Origin of the sequence: Yersinia bercovieri ATCC 43970, from assembly GCF_013282745.1 — a bacterium.
Taxonomy (GTDB): Bacteria; Pseudomonadota; Gammaproteobacteria; order Enterobacterales; family Enterobacteriaceae; genus Yersinia; species Yersinia bercovieri.
Map to the genome: position 1 here is coordinate 4175896 of NZ_CP054044.1, position 16966 is coordinate 4192861.

A 16966-nucleotide genomic window follows, 5' to 3' on the forward strand; every position below is an offset into this window, starting at 1 on the left:
GGGTATTCTTACTCTATCTATCCTTATGCTAAGTAAAGATATTATATTATTATGTCATGATTGTTGACCCTTATACTGCAACCACTTTAAGAAGGAACTTATTGATGAAAAAGACCATAATTCCATTAATATTGCTAATGGCCGGCGCAATGGAAGTTGGCTCTGTATCTGCCAATGAAATTACGTTATGGCGTGAACCCGCGCCTGTGGTGAAAGAGGGGGAGTATTACAGCCTTATACTTGATCGAGGTGAACTACAAAAAGCAGTCAAAAGTAGTCATAACGATTATCTTTTTTCTGAGAAAGGGAGTGGCGTTAAGCCTTTAGTACTTATCGGCACCCCACTCGAAATTTCAGAATTTTTGATTAAGAACGAGACTCGCGGCATAGAGAATCATATTAAAGAACTTCCTGACATCTATATGGGTATCACAAATTATGTGCCGCATAAGCGCTTTAGCGGCTTATTTCCACTACATGACCTGTTGAGCAAAACTGTCGAGCAGGCGTTAAAATTCGTTCCGGTAGGCACTATTTTAACCGATGCTGCCGGTATGCCTTCTGATATAAATGAAATGTATCAGGTTATTAAGCATTTAAGCCATAAAGATAAAGCAGAAGGTAAAGTACTTTATGTTAAGTTCAGCTATCTTCCAGAAGATGGGATGAGAAAGGTGGGAAGTAAAACAATCAGTTTCGGTAAAATCCTTAAAACAATGCAGCATGACGGTCATTAATATCTAATAAAAACGACTGTTGCAAACATGCCTCATTGGCTCGTTTGCAGCAGCGATTACTTTCATATTTCCGCACGGGATAAGTTACTTACTGAGTTATTGAGCGCTAAGACTTAATAAATATCTGCAAATATAGATATCTGTCAATCAAATACGCTGAATAGCTAGCGCAATATCTTTCGAGGTTTTTAACCCACGTATTTCACTGAATAAATCTGTCGCTTCGGCATACTCTTTACGCAGATAACCTAACCACTGTTTGATACGCGCCACATGATACAAGCCGGTATCGCCCTGCTTTTCCAACTGCACATATTTTTGCAGTAATTTGACCACTTCCGGCCACGGCATACGCGGTTCGTTATACTTTACGACGCGACTCAGATTGGGCACATTCAGCGCACCGCGCCCTAGCATTACAGCATCACAGCCGGTGACATTCATGCACTCTTGAGCACTCTGATAATCCCAAATTTCACCGTTAGCTATCACCGGAATAGTGAGGCGCTGACGGATTTCGCCAATTGCCTGCCAGTTGATCCGTTCAGCCTGATAGCCATCTTCTTTGGTTCGACCATGCACTGCCAGTTCGGTCGCACCGGCTTGCTGCACAGCATCAGCAATTTCAAACTGACGATCACCAGAATCCCAGCCTAAGCGGATTTTGACGGTAACCGGTAAATGCGCCGGTACGGCTTCGCGCATCGCTTTTGCTCCCTGATAAATCAGTTCAGGATCTTTTAGCAACGTGGCCCCACCGCCACTGCCGTTGACCAGTTTTGAAGGGCAACCACAGTTTAAATCTACGCCATATGAGCCAAGTTCAACGGCACGGGCCGCGTTTTCCGCCAGCCATTTTGGATACTGGCCCAGTAATTGGATTCGCACTAATGAGCCGGACTGCGTACGGCTTTGATTATGCAACTCTGGACACAGGCGGTAGAAGGATTTCGCCGGCAAGAGTTGATCGACCACCCGCAAGAACTCGGTGATACAAAGGTCATAATCATTCACTTCACTGAGTAATTGGCGCACCAGTGAATCTAATACACCTTCCATCGGTGCCAATATTACCCGCATGCTAATTACCCTGATCCATTATCCGTACCATCACACTCAGCGGCCCCTGACTATAAATCCCACTCAGCATAACCGCAAAAAAGAGCGGCAATAATACGGGGGAAAAGCGGCGTATAACAAGGAATAACCGCTTGGTTGCGGTGATTGAGATGAAAAAAAACCGCCTCAAAGAGGCGGTTCCATCAGCAAATAGCATTTACAGCTTATTCGCCCGGATTGCGGCTACGTCCGCGAGAGGACGGGCCTGCTGGACGACGTTGACCATCAGCCTGGCTGCGCGGACGGCTGTTACGGCTATCGCCGCGACCTGCTGCACCACCACCATTTTGTGGACGACCCGCACTGCTACCACGGCCCATACCCGGACGTTGCGCACCACGGCCCTGACGACCATTTTGAATCGGATCAGCTTTAATGCTTGGGTCCGGCTCATAGCCATCCAGCGCAATACGTGGGATTTCACGTTTCAGTAAACGTTCGATATCACGCAGCAGTTTGTGCTCATCAACGCAAACCAGTGAAATCGCTTCACCGGTACGTTCCGCACGACCAGTACGGCCAATACGGTGCACATAATCTTCTGGTACGTTCGGCAACTCATAGTTAACCACATGAGGTAACTGATCGATATCCAGACCACGTGCAGCGATATCAGTCGCTACCAGTACCCGGATTTTGCCATCTTTAAAATCAGCCAGTGCACGAGTACGTGCGCCCTGGCTCTTATTGCCGTGAATAGCAGCGGCAGTGATGCCATCTTTATTTAGCTGTTCAGCTAAATGGTTCGCGCCGTGCTTAGTGCGGTTAAACACCAATACTTGCTGCCAGTTACCTTCGCCAATCATCTGAGAGAGCAACTCACGTTTGCGGTTTTTATCCACAAAATGAACGCTTTGGGTGATTTGCTCAGAAGCCGTATTACGGCGCGCCACTTCAACCGAGACCGGATTGTGCAGCAGCTTGCTGGCCAAACCTTTAATCTCATCCGAGAAGGTGGCGGAGAACAGCAGATTCTGGCGTTTAGCTGGCAGTTTAGCCAATACACGACGGATATCGTGAATAAAGCCCATATCCAACATGCGGTCAGCTTCGTCCAGTACCAAAATCTCAATTTTGGAGAGGTCAACCGCGTTTTGATGTTCCAGATCCAGCAAGCGGCCTGGGGTTGCGACCAGGATATCGACGCCACCACGCAATTTCATCATCTGTGGGTTAATGCTAACGCCACCAAATACCACCAGCGAACGCAGCTTCAGGTATTTGCTGTAACTCTGTACGTTTTCGTCAATCTGCGCAGCCAGTTCACGAGTTGGCGTTAAAATCAACGCGCGCACCGGGCGACGACCTTTAATTGGTTCTTGGTTCTGGTTAAGCAGTTGTAACAGCGGCAAGGTGAAGCCCGCCGTTTTACCGGTACCGGTTTGTGCACTGGCCATTAAATCACGGCCTTCCAGTACCACAGGGATTGCCTGACGCTGTATTGGCGTCGGCACAAGATAGCCCTGCTCTTCAACAGCACGCAGGATGTCGGCGTTTAGGCCGAGAGAATCAAATGACATATTACGAGAAGCTCCAGATCTTCCCAATCCCGACGATATCGTCAGGTGCAGTTTCAAGGGAAGATTATCAGACGAGGCATGAATTGAGGCATTACCACGAGGATTGGCACAAACTGCAGTGCACCATTGCGGCTGATTATAACAGATGTTTAGCAATAAAAGGGATATTTACACGTTTATTCAGTTTTTTAATGCGACATACATCCAAAAAACTGACTTGTTACTGACTATTAATCCCGCTCTGCTCACAAAAATAGGGCTTTGACGCACCATAACTTTACAGACTCATAGAGTGATCCTAAAGTTAATCATATGATTGATTTATTATTTGGCCACCTATTAATATTGGCGCAAATGGTATTGGTATAAAACCCGTTAACCGAGTAAGGAGCCTATGTCCCATTCCACCCCTCATGCTTTAACAACCTCTGTGTCAGTGACCAGCCGTGGTGAGCAGGCGCGCCAGCAATTGATTCAGGCAGCAACCGAACTATTCGGCGAACTGGGGCTGAAAGGCGCGACGACACGAGATATTGCACAGCGGGCGGGTCAGAACATCGCCGCCATCACTTACTATTTCAACTCCAAAGAGGGGTTATATCTGGCGGTGGCTCAGCAAATTGCTGATTTTATTCAGCAGGCGTTTGCGCCATTAGCGCAGGAGATTAATCAATTCCTCCAGCGCCCCCCTCAGGATCAAACTGCCGAGCAACAGTTGCACTATATTCGCCGTGGATTACTGGAATTTAGCCATTTGATGACACAGCCAGAGACCTTAAATATAAGCAAAATCATGGCGCGCGAGCAACTTTCGCCCAGTGAGGCCTATCCGCTGATTCATGCTCAAGCCATTGCACCATTACACCAAAAATTGAACCTGCTACTGGCCGCATTCATTGGTGCTGATGCCAGCGCGACTAAAACCATTCTTCATACCCATGCATTGATTGGTGAGGTTTTAGCTTTTCGTATGGGGCGGGAGACAATCCGCCGACAAGCGGGTTGGCAGGAGATGGGGCCAGCTGAAATTGAGATGATTAATCAAGTGCTTATCGAACATATTGACCTGCTTCTTTACGGATTGCGGGCCAAGGCATCCAAGTGAAATCGCGACTGTTTTTTCATCAAGATCATGGCCGTGGTGATAAAAGCCAGTAACAGATAGGGAGCATTATGAATCGCAAGAAGATTATAGTGGCCGTTGTGATTGTCGCCCTGTTGGCGACGATGGGTTACGGATGGCGTTATTATCGTCAGCAACATGACTCATCATTGACCTTATACGGCAATGTGGATATCCGCACGGTGAATCTGGGTTTCCGGGTCGGCGGCCGTCTGGCATCGCTGGCGGTTGATGAGGGGGATGAGCTTCAGCCGGGGCAACTGCTGGGGAAACTGGATGACGGCCCCTATCTCAATGCGCTCAAGCAGGCGCAAGCCAATGTGCAAAGTGCGCAGGCGCAGCTGGCGTTGCTAAAGGCGGGCTATCGCGACGAAGAGATAGCGCAGGTGAAATCTGAGGTTTCCCAACGTGAGGCTGCATTCAGCTACGCCGATAGCTTCCTGAAACGGCAGCAGGGGTTGTGGGCCAGCAAAGCGACCTCCGCTAACGAGCTGGAAAATGCCCGCACGGCGCGTAATCAGGCGCAGGCCAATCTGCAAGCGTCGAAAGATAAGCTCGCTCAATATTTAAGTGGTAATCGTCCGCAGGAAATTGCTCAGGCGGAGGCCAATCTGGCCCAGGCTGAGGCTGAACTGGCCCAAGCCCAGCTCAATCTGCAAGACACCATCCTACTCTCCCCATCAGCAGGCACCGTGCTGACCCGGGCGGTTGAACCGGGAACCATTTTATCCGCCAGTAATACTGTCTTTACCCTCTCACTGACCGATCCGGTCTGGGTGCGCGCCTATGTCAGTGAGCGCAACTTAGATAGAGCTATCCCCGGTACACAGGTGGAAGTTTTTACCGATGGACGCCCGGACAAGCCTTATCACGGCAAGATAGGTTTCGTGTCGCCGACCGCCGAATTTACCCCTAAAAGTGTCGAAACGCCGGATTTGCGCACCGACCTGGTTTATCGCTTGCGAATTATCATCACAGACGCTGATGAGTCGCTACGACAAGGTATGCCGGTCACCGTCCGTTTTGCACAACCTTAAGGCGGCATAAGCTATGAATGGAATCCAGCATCTCATTACTCTGGATGGCGTTGAAAAGCGCTTCCCCGGACTGGATCATCCTGCTGTCGCCAGCCTGACGACCGAGATCCGCAGTGGCGCGGTCACCGGTTTAGTCGGGCCGGATGGCGCCGGTAAAACCACCTTGCTGCGTATGTTGGCCGGCTTACTCAAACCCAGTCAGGGCAAGATGACAGTAGTGGGCCTCGATCCGCTGGAAAACGATCGGCAGTTGCACTCAATTCTCGGCTATATGCCGCAGAAGTTTGGTTTATATGAAGATCTCACGGTGATGGAGAACCTGACGCTGTATGCCGATCTGCGCGGGGTGACCGGCGAACAGCGCCGCCAGACATTTGAACGCCTGCTGACCTTTACTGATTTGACCCGCTTTACTGAACGCTTAGCGGGCAAACTGTCCGGCGGGATGAAACAGAAGCTGGGCCTGGCCTGTACTCTGGTCGGTCAACCTAAAGTCCTGCTACTGGATGAGCCGGGTGTGGGGGTCGACCCCATCTCACGCCGCGAGTTATGGCGCATGGTGCATGAGTTGGCGAGCGACGGTATGCTCATCCTCTGGAGCACCTCCTATTTGGATGAAGCGGAACAGTGCCGTGAAGTCTTGCTGCTGAATGAGGGTCAATTGCTGTATAGCGGTGCGCCGCAGAGTCTCACCCAGCGCATGAGTGGCCGGACAATTATGGTGGCCGCCCAAACGGGCACCCACCGCAAACTGTTGCAACACGCCCTCACCTTGCCGCAGGTCAGTGACGGGGTGATTCAGGGGAGATATGTGCGACTGATCCTCAAGCCGGAGGTTGATCACCGCCAACTACTGCCCCTGCTCAATCAGCCCAATGCCGAGATGATGGAGGCTGAACCCCGCTTTGAAGATGCCTTTATCGACCTGTTGGGCGGTGGCCCAGCCAGTGAATCAGCACTGGCGAAAATCATGCCGAAAGTGGAAGGCAGCCATGATGAGACGGTGATTGAAGCCCAAGAGTTAACCAAAAAATTTGGTGATTTCGCCGCCACTGACCATGTGAATTTTAAGGTGAAGCGCGGTGAGATTTTCGGCCTACTCGGGCCAAATGGTGCCGGTAAATCGACCACTTTTAAGATGATGTGTGGCCTGCTAGTACCCAGTTCCGGTAATGCATTGGTGCTGGGGATGGATCTGAAAACCAGCTCCGGCAAGGCGCGACAACATTTGGGCTATATGGCGCAAAAATTCTCGCTGTACGGCAATCTGACAGTTGAACAAAATCTAAAATTTTTCTCTGGTGTTTATGGCCTGCGAGGCAAAACGCAGCGCGACAAAATAGCAGACATGACCTCAGCCTTTAATTTTACGCCGATTCTTAAGCAGACGCCGGACTCACTACCACTGGGGTTTAAACAGCGGCTGGCGCTAGCCTGCGCCTTGATGCATGAGCCGGATATCTTGTTTCTTGATGAGCCAACATCAGGGGTCGACCCGCTAACTCGCCGCGAGTTCTGGTTGCATATCAATGGGATGGTCGATAAAGGGGTGACCGTCATGGTGACCACCCACTTTATGGATGAGGCGGAGTACTGCGACCGTATCGGGCTGGTTTACCGTGGCAAAATTATTGCGGCGGGCACACCGGATGAGCTAAAGCAGCAGGTGGCCACTGATGAAATTCTTAACCCATCAATGGAAGAGGCATTTATCGGGTTGGTTCAGCGCTATGACCAACAAAACGATCAGGAGCAATCGTCATGACCGAGCCACATCCATTACCAATAAATCAGTCGCCGACAAATAGATCGTCGGTAAATGAGGGCGAAACTTATCAGGACACCGGGTTTTCCTGGCGTCGCCTGCTTGCCTTATGCCGGAAAGAGACCCGCCAAATTCTACGTGATCCCAGCAGCGGGCTGATCGCCTTCGTCATCCCGCTGCTGCTGCTGTTTATTTTTGGCTATGGCATCAATCTGGACTCCAGCAAACTGCACCTCGGCATTTTAATGGAGCAGCAGAGCAAACCGGCGCAGGATCTGGCGAATGCCTTTGCCAGCTCGCCCTATATTACGCCGCAAATCAGTGATAACCGTCCGGCACTGATTCAGGCAATGCAAGCGGGGAAAATTCGCGGCTTAATCGTCATTCCAAATGATTTTGCCGAGCAACTGGCGCGGCCAGAGAGTCAGGCGCCGATCCAGGTGATTACCGATGGCAGCGAGCCAAATACCGCCAACTTTGTGCAAGGCTACGCGCAAGGCGTGTGGCAACTCTGGCAGCAACAACAGGCGCAAAATCTAGGGCAAAAGAGTGATCCGCTGATTGAAGTTCAGGTTCGTTATTGGTTTAACCCCGCCGCCATCAGCCGACACTTTATTATTCCCGGCGCAATTACCATTATCATGACGGTCATTGGCGCAATTCTGACCTCACTGGTGATCGCCCGTGAATGGGAGCGCGGCACCATGGAGGCGCTGCTGTCGACTCAGGTCACGCGCAGCGAGTTACTGCTATCAAAACTTATCCCCTATTACGTCCTCGGCATGATAGCCATGACACTCTGCATGGTGGTGGCGATATTTATTCTGGGCGTGCCCTATCGCGGCTCACTGTGGATATTGTTTGTCATGACCAGCCTGTTTTTAGCCAGCACGCTGGGGATGGGGCTACTGATTTCAACCATCACCCGCAATCAATTCAATGCGGCCATGGTGGCACTGAACGCCGCATTTCTGCCGGCGGTGATGCTATCGGGCTTTATTTTCGAAATTGATAGCATGCCTGCGATAGTGCGCGCTGTGACCTATATCATTCCTGCCCGCTACTTTGTCAGCAGCCTGCAAACCCTATTCCTGGCGGGAAATATCACAACCGTGTTGGTGGTTAATCTCCTGTTTCTGATAGCCTCGGCGGCCGTGTTTATCGGCCTGACGGCATGGAAAACGCAACGCAGATTAGATTAAGCATCGGTGAGATTAAAGGAAGGAAGCAAAATATGTTTCATCGCCTCTACACATTGATTATTAAAGAGTTACAGTCGCTATTACGCGAACCGCAAACCCGTGCGATATTAATCATGCCGGTGATATTGCAGGTGATCTTATTCCCGTTCGCCGCCACTTTGGAAGTGACCAACGCCACTATCGCCATTTACAGCGAAGATAGCGGCAAAGCCTCGGTGGAACTCACCCAGCGCTTGGCGAAAGCCGAAGCATTTTCCCATGTGTTGCTGCTGCATAGCCCGCAAGAGATCCAACCGGTGATTGATAACCAGAAAGCGCTGCTGTTAATTCGCTTCCCGGAACAATTCAGTGCGGATTTGGCGAACGGTAAAACCACTCAGTTACAGTTAGTGCTGGATGGGCGCAACTCTAATAGTGCGCAGATTGCGGCGAACTACATTCAGCAAATCGTGCGTGATTACCAGCTAGAGCTAACCGCTGGCCAAATTAAGCCCAATAACAGTGAGTTAGTAATTCGAAATTGGTATAACCCAAATCTGGACTACAAATGGTTTGTAGTGCCGTCATTGATTGCGATGATAACTACCATCGGCGTACTGATTGTGACTGCACTCTCGGTGGCGCGTGAGCGCGAGCAAGGCACTCTGGAACAGTTGCTGGTCTCCCCACTGACCACCTGGCAGATTTTTATCGGCAAGGCCGTTCCGGCGCTGATTGTTGCCGCCTTCCAGGCAAGTATCGTGTTGTTTATTGGCATCTTTTTCTACCAGATCCCGTTTGCCGGCTCACTGGCACTATTTTACGGCACCATGCTGCTCTATGGGCTGTCATTAGTGGGTTTTGGCTTGCTAATCTCATCACTGTGCTCCACTCAGCAGCAGGCATTTATCGGCGTGTTTGTGTTTATGATGCCGGCGATCCTACTTTCTGGTTATGTCTCGCCAGTAGAGAACATGCCAGTTTGGCTACAAAACATCACTTGGATAAATCCTATTCGCCACTTTACTGATATCACCAAACAGATTTATCTCAAGGATGCCAGTTTCGATATTATCTGGCACAGTTTGTGGCCGCTGTTGGTGATCACCGCCACGACGGGGAGTGCGGCTTATGGGATGTTTAGGCGGAAAATAGCCTAAGGGATTAAGTTTAGTTGGCAGGGGATCAGATCTGGTTTCAGTTGATATTCGGCCCAAACAAAAAGGACACCAGATTGGTGTCCTTCAGACTACTGACAAAACCCGATGACGCGATCTGGAACGGAGAGGACGGATAGAAGAGTAAAGCGTCCGCGCCAAGGATGGCGCGGCTCGAGCCTCCAGGGATGGATTGACGGCGTCTTTACGATCTAGCTGTTCTCTCCGCAACCGGCACTTTATCAATAACCTCGTGTCCTTCTTCAAAACCTCAAGCCACCAGCTTAAGCTGGCGACGTCCTATTAACGACGGTTGCCGAAAATCCGCAACAACATCAGGAACAGGTTGATAAAATCAAGATACAGGGTCAATGCGCCGACGATAGAGTATTTGCGGAAGCTATCTTTATCGTTAGCATCTAGCTGTGCACCCATATTTTTCAGCTTCTGGGTGTCATACGCGGTCAAGCCAACAAACACCAACACGCCGATATAGGTCACAGCCCACATTAAGGCTGGGCTTTTCAGCCAGATATTAACAACCGATGCCAGAACGATACCGATCAGACCCATAAACAGCATGCTGCCCATGCCGCTCAAATCGCGCTTGGTGGTGTAACCGTAGAAGCTCATCGCGCCAAACATACCCGCACAAATGATAAAGGTGCTGGCAATGGAGGCACCGGTATACATGATCAATACACTCGAGAGTGTAAGACCCGTTAACGCGGAATAGAGCATAAACAAGCTGGTTGCCATCGAACCACTCAGGCGATTAACCATGCCAGAAATCACAAACACCAAACCTAACTGAGCAATAATCAGCCCGAAAAAGGTGATTTGGCTAGAGAAGATAAAGTTAAGTACCGCAGGGGTATTCGCTGCGTACCAGGCGACAACCGCCGTTAATAACAGACCACAGGTCATCCAGCCGTATACCTGCGCCATATATGCCTGAATGCCAGTGTTGGCACGTTCGACAATAGAACCATTAGAGCGTGGATAGCGATCCATGGTAGTTACCTTATGCATATAAATAATGAAACAGGCTATCAACTGACAGCCCACCGACTCTTTTAGGTTACCACAGAACCACCCTAAACAAGGGAGTAAAAATAGGCATTTAGCACTGATCTTTACATGGGTTTACGTACCATTTACCAACGCTTAGCGGCCGCATGATCACTGTCCCGCGATTCAACCCAACGCTCACCCTGCGCAGTAGCTTCCCGTTTCCAAAAAGGCGCACGCGTTTTAAGGTAATCCATAATGAATTCAGCCGCATCAAACGCCATGCCACGATGAGCACTGGTCACGCCGACAAAGACGATTTCATCACCGGGGAATAGCGGCCCGACGCGGTGGATCACGGCGACCCGCTGTAAGGCCCAACGACTACGAGCCTCGGTAATAATCTCAGCCAGCGCTCTCTCGGTCATGCCGGGGTAGTGTTCCAGCGTCAATGCACTGACACTCTCACCCAAATTGTGGTTGCGCACTTTGCCGGTAAAGGTCACAACGGCACCATCTTCATCACACTGCGATAACCAATGATATTCATCGCCGACGTTAAACGCTTCTGGCCCAACGTAGATTCGGGTGTGATCCATCATCAACCCCCGGTTACCGGTGGGAAGAAAGCCACTTCATCACCCGCTACCAGTGGATGCTGGGCGCTAACTAATGATTGATTGACCGCCGTGAGCAACTTGCCCTCTTCAAGTGCTAACTGCCAGCGCTCACCTCGTTGACACAGCGACTGTCGCAGGGCTTCGACGGTGGGAAACTCCGCGGCCAGTTGCAGGCGGTCAGTGCCCACCAATTCACGTACTTGAGCAAAAAAGAGGATCTGAATCATGGGTTCACCTTAAAATCACCGGACTTCCCGCCACTTTTCGCCAGCAGGCGAACCGGGCCAATTATCATATCTTTTTGTACCGCTTTGCACATATCGTAAATGGTCAGCGCCGCCACTGAAGCCGCCGTCAGGGCTTCCATTTCGACCCCAGTTTTGCCGGTCAGGCGGCAGCAGGACTCAATACGCACCCGGTTGTGCTCTGGCTGCGCTTCCAGTTGAACCTCCACTTTGGTCAGCAGTAGCGGATGACACAGAGGGATCAGTTCCCAAGTGCGCTTAGCGGCTTGGATGCCGGCAATTCGTGCCGTGGCAAACACGTCACCTTTGTGGTGGCTACCCTCAATAATCATGGCCAGGGTCGCCGCCTGCATCTCAACAAAAGCTTCCGCCCGCGCTTCGCGCACGGTTTCGGCTTTAGCGGACACATCCACCATGTGGGCTTCGCCTGCGGCGTTGATGTGGGTCAGTTGTGTCATAAGTCAATCCTTCGTGCTGACGTTTTAGGGCATTAGCCGCCAATAAACGATAAGTTCTGCGTAATGCCGCTGTTGCCCTGATGCAAAAAGTGGGTCTGTTTTTTGGTTTGCAGTGCACTCTGAATCCGTGCCATCAACTCATCTTGCTGATCGTCGCTACCCAGCAGATCACGCAGCGTAATGCCCTGTTCGCCAAATAAGCATAGATGCAGATTCCCCAGCGCTGAAACACGCAAGCGGTTACAACTGGCGCAGAACTCTTTTTCGTACGGCATAATTAGCCCCACTTCCCCCAAGTAATCAGGGTGATGGAAGACCTGAGCCGGGCCATCACTGCGCGCACGCTCTTTCTGCTGCCAACCTTGCTGGAGTAATTGCTGGCGGATGACGCCACCGGAGATATGATGTTTGCGGAACAGATTACCGCCCTCGCCGGTTTCCATCAGTTCAATAAATCGCAGTTGGATCGGTCGCGGTTTTATCCAATTCAGGAAGGCGCTCAAATTGCGATCATTGACATCGCGCATCAACACCGCATTGATTTTGACTTTGTCAAAACCGGCCTCAAAAGCCGCATCAATGCCTTGCATGACTTGATGAAATTTATCTTGCCCAGTGATGGCATGAAATTGCCGTGGGTCGAGGCTATCGACACTGACGTTAATCGCCGTCAGCCCAGCTTGCCGCCATTGTGCGGCATCACGCGCTAAACGATAACCATTGGTGGTCACCGCTAATGTGCGGATCGCGGGATTTTGCCGGATAGTGGCGATAATATCGGTAAAATCACGCCGCATAGAGGGTTCACCACCGGTCAGGCGGATTTTTTCCGTTCCCAACAGAGCAAAGGCGCGGCTAACGCGGCTTATCTCGTCAAGGTTCAGAAAACTTTTTAGCCCGTCGGGGCGATAGCCATCGGGCAGACAGTAGGTGCAGCGAAAGTTGCACACGTCGGTGATCGATAGGCGCAAATAATAGAACTTGCGCGCAAATGCGTCAGTAAGTTGTACCATAACACCTTTCCAAATACGGGAGATGCAGGCATTTCTACCTCGCACCCTGGTGGCTTAAAGCCACGGCCAGAGCATCATATTGCCGGTAAACGAAAAACGTATTCGCGACACCGGACAACGTAGACACCAAGGCTAGGAGTTTATGTTCAGTCGCAGTTTGTGCACTGTACTGAACCATGGTTTTAAAAAGTGGAGTCAATAACAGCAGCAACAGGCTAAAAACCCCACTTTTCCTCAAGATTCTAACGCTAAAACGACAGGATAGCCAATCGCAGTTTTTCGCTATATATTTTTATATACAACGACTTAGCTAATACAACTCACGGTGATTGATAATTATTTTACTGACGGCTAATACCTTGTTTAAAATCACGAAAATCATGACTTTTATCGCGTTGTCGCGACAAATCCGTTAACTTATGCAGCAATTCCACCATTAGCGATACCCAATAGATTTCAAGGTGCATAAAGGCACCTACAATTGAAAAGATGGCAGGTATCCGTAATTAGAACCAAGCAACAATATTTAGACAGGAAAAATATGCGAAATCGCACATTAGCGGATCTCGATCGGGTGGTTGCATTAGGCGGCGGTCATGGACTGGGCCGCGTGATGTCAGCCCTCTCCCCTTTAGGCTCGCGCCTGACAGGTATTGTTACCACCACCGATAATGGCGGTTCGACCGGGCGCATACGCCGTTCAGAAGGCGGAATTGCCTGGGGCGATACCCGAAACTGCCTTAATCAATTGATTACTGAGCCAAGTGTGGCCTCTGCCATGTTCGAATACCGATTTACTGGTAATGGTGAATTGGCGGGCCACAATCTGGGAAATCTAATGCTCAAAGCACTGGATCATCTTAGTATTCGGCCAATTGAAGCCATCAATCTGGTACGTAGCTTGCTGAAAGTGGATGCCTGGCTCATCCCAATGTCCGAACACCCGGTAGATTTGCTGGCTATCGATAGTGAAGGACACCCGGTTTATGGTGAGGTGAATATCGACCAGTTAGCTCAGATGCCGCAAGAGATGCTGTTGTCACCTCATGTCCACGCGACGCGGGAGGCAATCGAAGCCATTGGTCAGGCAGATGTCATTCTGATCGGCCCCGGCAGCTTTTTAACCAGCCTGATGCCACTGCTGCTGCTGGATGATTTAACCCAAGCTTTACGCCGCAGCTCTGCCAGTATGATCTATATTGGCAATCTGGGACGCGAACTAAGTGTGGCGGCGGCGGCGCTCTCACTGCAAGAAAAACTGGCTATTATGGAGAGCAAAATTGGCCGCAAAATTATTGATGCGGCAATTGTCAGCCCACAGATTGATATCAGTGGCGTAACAGATCGAATTATTGTCCAGCAACCGCTGGAAGCTAAAGATATTCCTTATCGCCATGACCGCGAGCTACTGCGTCTGGCACTGGAAGCCACTTTGCAACAACTGGGTGGTACTGCTTCCACCTAGAATGAGCTAAGAGCGTGACTCCCTGGATTTAGCCTGCAACGCCGCATTATCAATGGTATGGATATAGAGTGCTTCCACTTTAGCCCGTGCCCATGGGGTACGGCGCAAAAACTTCAGGCTAGATTTAATGCTGGGATCACTGGTGAAACAGTTGATCTGGATACGGTATCCCAGCTCCTCCCAGCCATAGTGCTCCACCAATTTGGTCAGCAATTGCTCCAGCGTAATACCGTGCAGCGGGTCTTTGGATAAGTGATCACTCATTATTTATCTCACACTTTATTAGGTGACAATTTTATCAGCCGCACACAGTAATCAGGATTGGCTGATGCGACAAGCAAAATTCCCGATTAATCACCCGTTCCCTTAGCGAGCTAAGTTCATCAGGAGATGGCGATAAACTGTTGCCGCAATTGATGAACTTGATCACGTAGTTCTGCCGCCTGCTCAAACTCCAGATTCTGCGCGTAAGTGTACATTTTGGCTTCCAACTCGCGGATTTTCTGATCCAGTGCTTTCGGTGGTAATGACATGTAATTATTAGGATCTGCCGCTTTACCACCCCGCCCTTTCCCTTTACCACGGGTAGAGGGTTGACCCAGTTGTAGCAGGTCACCAATTTTCTTATTAAGCCCCTGCGGAATAATGCCACGCTCTTCATTGTAAGCTTGTTGTTTAGCGCGCCGCCGCTCCGTTTCACTAATGGCTTTTTCCATCGAGGCGGTAATTCGGTCACCATAGAGAATGGCTTTGCCATTGAGGTTACGTGCCGCGCGGCCAATGGTCTGGATTAAGGAGCGTTCAGAGCGCAGGAAACCCTCTTTATCGGCGTCGAGAATAGCAACCAGTGAAACTTCTGGCATATCCAACCCCTCCCGCAGCAAGTTGATGCCCACCAGCACATCAAACTCACCCAGACGTAAATCACGAATAATCTCTACCCGCTCCACGGTATCGATATCCGAATGCAGGTAACGCACCCGTGCACCATGCTCGGTGAGATACTCAGTCAGATCCTCAGCCATTCGTTTGGTCAAGGTGGTCACCAGCACCCGCTCATTAATCGCAGCACGAATACGGATCTCGGATAACAGATCATCTACTTGCGTGGCGACAGGCCGTACTTCAATCAATGGGTCAAGCAGGCCGGTCGGCCGCACCACTTGCTCAATGATATCACCACCGGACTTCTCCAGTTCATACTTGCCCGGCGTTGCTGAAACATAAATAGTTTGTGGTGCCGAGGCCTCGAACTCTTCAAAACGCATCGGGCGGTTATCCAGTGCCGATGGCAACCGGAATCCATACTCGACCAGTGTCTCTTTACGTGAACGGTCACCTTTGTACATGCCGCCAATTTGCGGAATAGTCACGTGGGACTCATCGACAATCAGCAAACCATCGGCGGGCAGATAGTCGAATAGCGTCGGCGGCGGCTCACCCGGGCCGCGCCCCGAAAGGTAGCGGGAGTAGTTTTCGATGCCGGAGCAATAGCCCAACTCATTCATCATTTCGAGGTCAAACTGAGTCCGCTGAGCAATGCGCTGCTCTTCTAACAGTTTATTGTTGTCTAACAGTACCTTACGCCGTTCAGCCAGTTCGACTTTGATCTCTTCCATGGCCTGTAAAATGCGCTCTCTTGGGGTCACATAGTGCGTTTTCGGATAAACCGTAAAACGTGGCACCTCATGCTGCAACTGGCCGGTCAGTGGATCAAATATCGAGAGCCGTTCAACCTCTTCATCGAACAATTCAACCCGCAGCGCCCACTCATCAGACTCGGCAGGGAAGATGTCGATAACCTCACCACGCACTCGAAAAGTACCCCGTTGAAACACTTGATCATTACGGCTGTATTGCAACTCTGATAAGCGGCGTAATATTGAGCGCTGATCGATAATCATGCCCTTGGTCAGATGCAGCATCATTTTCAGGTATAAATCGGGGTCACCCAAACCATAAATGGCGGAGACCGAGGCCACCACAATCACATCTCGCCGCTCCAGCAGTGCTTTGGTGGCGGACAGCCGCATTTGCTCGATATGTTCGTTTACCGAGGCATCTTTTTCGATAAAGGTGTCGGAGCTGGGGACGTAGGCTTCGGGTTGATAATAATCATAGTAGGAGACGAAATACTCTACCGCGTTATCGGGGAAAAACTCTTTCATCTCGCCATAAAGCTGGGCGGCCAATGTCTTATTCGGTGCCAGCACCATAGTTGGCCGATTTAAGTCAGCAATGACATTGGCGACCGTAAAGGTTTTACCTGATCCCGTCACCCCTAACAGTGTCTGGTGGGCCAGACCATTCTCCAGCCCCTCCTCCAGTTTACGAATGGCATCAGGTTGATCGCCCGCAGGCTTAAACTCAGAATGTAGTTTGAATGCTTTACTCATCAATTTGCTACCCGCCGGAGGAACACACACTATCAGGAGGCTAATTATGAAAGCCCCATAAAATTTTGCCACCCCTATGATACTGGATATAAAACCAGCTTCAAGCACCAAAATGTAGG

At 50.4% G+C, this 16966-nt stretch carries 16 protein-coding genes and 1 riboswitch; of the genes, 7 read left to right on the forward strand and 9 right to left on the reverse strand.

What is annotated here, in order from left to right:
• Positions 1-104: 104 nt before the first annotated feature.
• The gene (locus tag HRK25_RS18905; RefSeq protein ID WP_032897930.1) at positions 105-737 is read left to right on the forward strand and encodes a hypothetical protein; all 633 of its coding nucleotides are present in this window, start codon (positions 105-107) and stop codon (positions 735-737) included.
• A gap of 147 nt (positions 738-884) precedes the next feature.
• Here the strand turns inward: HRK25_RS18905 and dusC are convergent, their stop codons facing one another.
• Both dusC and rhlE read right to left on the reverse strand, forming a co-directional pair.
• A complete protein-coding gene (dusC, locus tag HRK25_RS18910; RefSeq protein WP_005274378.1) occupies positions 885-1817 on the reverse strand; it encodes a tRNA dihydrouridine(16) synthase DusC in 933 nt (310 codons plus the stop codon).
• Positions 1818-2020: 203 nt separating this feature from the next.
• Positions 2021-3376 (reverse strand): ATP-dependent RNA helicase RhlE, encoded by a 1356-nt coding sequence (rhlE, locus tag HRK25_RS18915; protein WP_005274375.1) that lies wholly within the window; start codon positions 3374-3376, stop codon positions 2021-2023.
• A gap of 394 nt (positions 3377-3770) precedes the next feature.
• Here rhlE and HRK25_RS18920 point away from each other — a divergent pair, with 394 nt between their 5' ends.
• The 5 genes from HRK25_RS18920 to HRK25_RS18940 all read left to right on the forward strand — a co-directional run bounded on the left by HRK25_RS18920 (position 3771) and on the right by HRK25_RS18940 (position 9642).
• Positions 3771-4481, forward strand: coding sequence for a transcriptional regulator (locus HRK25_RS18920; protein ID WP_032897926.1), 711 nt, complete (start codon positions 3771-3773; stop codon positions 4479-4481).
• Positions 4482-4549: 68 nt separating this feature from the next.
• Positions 4550-5536 (forward strand): secretion protein HlyD, encoded by a 987-nt coding sequence (gene hlyD / locus HRK25_RS18925; protein WP_032897925.1) that lies wholly within the window; start codon positions 4550-4552, stop codon positions 5534-5536.
• Between the two features lie 13 nt (positions 5537-5549).
• The gene (locus HRK25_RS18930; protein ID WP_005274369.1) at positions 5550-7301 is read left to right on the forward strand and encodes an ATP-binding cassette domain-containing protein; all 1752 of its coding nucleotides are present in this window, start codon (positions 5550-5552) and stop codon (positions 7299-7301) included.
• Entirely contained in the window at positions 7298-8503 is a 1206-nt protein-coding gene (locus HRK25_RS18935) for an ABC transporter permease (RefSeq protein ID WP_032897924.1), read from the forward strand. The genes HRK25_RS18930 and HRK25_RS18935 overlap by 4 nt, the downstream gene beginning before the upstream one ends.
• 32 nt (positions 8504-8535) lie before the next feature.
• Positions 8536-9642, forward strand: a complete 1107-nt coding sequence (locus tag HRK25_RS18940; protein WP_005274364.1) for an ABC transporter permease — start codon at positions 8536-8538, stop codon at positions 9640-9642.
• A 300-nt stretch (positions 9643-9942) separates the two neighbouring features.
• On the opposite strand, the gene HRK25_RS18945 is transcribed toward HRK25_RS18940, so the two are convergent.
• The 5 genes from HRK25_RS18945 to moaA form a co-directional block, all read right to left on the reverse strand.
• Positions 9943-10653 (reverse strand): Bax inhibitor-1/YccA family protein, encoded by a 711-nt coding sequence (locus tag HRK25_RS18945; RefSeq protein WP_005276770.1) that lies wholly within the window; start codon positions 10651-10653, stop codon positions 9943-9945.
• Positions 10654-10796: 143 nt separating this feature from the next.
• Positions 10797-11249: a molybdopterin synthase catalytic subunit MoaE gene (gene moaE, locus HRK25_RS18950; protein WP_032898401.1), complete on the reverse strand. Its 453-nt coding sequence runs from the start codon at positions 11247-11249 to the stop codon at positions 10797-10799.
• 2 nt (positions 11250-11251) lie between these two features.
• Entirely contained in the window at positions 11252-11497 is a 246-nt protein-coding gene (gene moaD / locus HRK25_RS18955) for a molybdopterin synthase sulfur carrier subunit (RefSeq protein ID WP_032898400.1), read from the reverse strand.
• On the reverse strand, positions 11494-11973 hold the full coding sequence (gene moaC / locus HRK25_RS18960; protein WP_005276766.1) for a cyclic pyranopterin monophosphate synthase MoaC: 480 nt from the start codon (positions 11971-11973) through the stop codon (positions 11494-11496). Before moaC ends, moaD begins: the two co-directional genes overlap by 4 nt.
• Before the next feature lie 32 nt (positions 11974-12005).
• Positions 12006-12986, reverse strand: a complete 981-nt coding sequence (moaA, locus tag HRK25_RS18965; RefSeq protein ID WP_032898399.1) for a GTP 3',8-cyclase MoaA — start codon at positions 12984-12986, stop codon at positions 12006-12008.
• Positions 12973-13137: riboswitch (molybdenum cofactor riboswitch) on the reverse strand. Its footprint overlaps the gene before it by 14 nt.
• Positions 13138-13527: 390 nt before the next feature.
• Here moaA and yvcK point away from each other — a divergent pair.
• Positions 13528-14451, forward strand: a complete 924-nt coding sequence (gene yvcK, locus HRK25_RS18970) for a uridine diphosphate-N-acetylglucosamine-binding protein YvcK (RefSeq protein ID WP_005276760.1) — start codon at positions 13528-13530, stop codon at positions 14449-14451.
• 6 nt (positions 14452-14457) lie between these two features.
• On the opposite strand, the gene HRK25_RS18975 is transcribed toward yvcK, so the two are convergent.
• Both HRK25_RS18975 and uvrB read right to left on the reverse strand, forming a co-directional pair.
• On the reverse strand, positions 14458-14715 hold the full coding sequence (locus HRK25_RS18975) for a VF530 family protein (protein WP_005276758.1): 258 nt from the start codon (positions 14713-14715) through the stop codon (positions 14458-14460).
• 119 nt (positions 14716-14834) lie between these two features.
• Positions 14835-16847, reverse strand: a complete 2013-nt coding sequence (gene uvrB, locus HRK25_RS18980; RefSeq protein ID WP_032898398.1) for an excinuclease ABC subunit UvrB — start codon at positions 16845-16847, stop codon at positions 14835-14837.
• Between the last annotated feature and the right edge of the window lie 119 nt (positions 16848-16966).

Excerpts from the sequence above, each read along its gene's own strand:
- HRK25_RS18905 (WP_032897930.1), top strand. The coding sequence starts at position 105 with ATGAAAAAGACCATAATTCCATTAATATTGCTAATGGCCGGCGCAATG.
- dusC (WP_005274378.1), bottom strand. The coding sequence starts at position 1,817 with ATGCGGGTAATATTGGCACCGATGGAAGGTGTATTAGATTCACTGGTG.
- rhlE (WP_005274375.1), bottom strand. The coding sequence starts at position 3,376 with ATGTCATTTGATTCTCTCGGCCTAAACGCCGACATCCTGCGTGCTGTT.
- HRK25_RS18920 (WP_032897926.1), top strand. The coding sequence starts at position 3,771 with ATGTCCCATTCCACCCCTCATGCTTTAACAACCTCTGTGTCAGTGACC.
- hlyD (WP_032897925.1), top strand. The coding sequence starts at position 4,550 with ATGAATCGCAAGAAGATTATAGTGGCCGTTGTGATTGTCGCCCTGTTG.
- HRK25_RS18930 (WP_005274369.1), top strand. The coding sequence starts at position 5,550 with ATGAATGGAATCCAGCATCTCATTACTCTGGATGGCGTTGAAAAGCGC.
- HRK25_RS18935 (WP_032897924.1), top strand. The coding sequence starts at position 7,298 with ATGACCGAGCCACATCCATTACCAATAAATCAGTCGCCGACAAATAGA.
- HRK25_RS18940 (WP_005274364.1), top strand. The coding sequence starts at position 8,536 with ATGTTTCATCGCCTCTACACATTGATTATTAAAGAGTTACAGTCGCTA.
- HRK25_RS18945 (WP_005276770.1), bottom strand. The coding sequence starts at position 10,653 with ATGGATCGCTATCCACGCTCTAATGGTTCTATTGTCGAACGTGCCAAC.
- moaE (WP_032898401.1), bottom strand. The coding sequence starts at position 11,249 with ATGGATCACACCCGAATCTACGTTGGGCCAGAAGCGTTTAACGTCGGC.
- moaD (WP_032898400.1), bottom strand. The coding sequence starts at position 11,497 with ATGATTCAGATCCTCTTTTTTGCTCAAGTACGTGAATTGGTGGGCACT.
- moaC (WP_005276766.1), bottom strand. The coding sequence starts at position 11,973 with ATGACACAACTGACCCACATCAACGCCGCAGGCGAAGCCCACATGGTG.
- moaA (WP_032898399.1), bottom strand. The coding sequence starts at position 12,986 with ATGGTACAACTTACTGACGCATTTGCGCGCAAGTTCTATTATTTGCGC.
- yvcK (WP_005276760.1), top strand. The coding sequence starts at position 13,528 with ATGCGAAATCGCACATTAGCGGATCTCGATCGGGTGGTTGCATTAGGC.
- HRK25_RS18975 (WP_005276758.1), bottom strand. The coding sequence starts at position 14,715 with ATGAGTGATCACTTATCCAAAGACCCGCTGCACGGTATTACGCTGGAG.
- uvrB (WP_032898398.1), bottom strand. The coding sequence starts at position 16,847 with ATGAGTAAAGCATTCAAACTACATTCTGAGTTTAAGCCTGCGGGCGAT.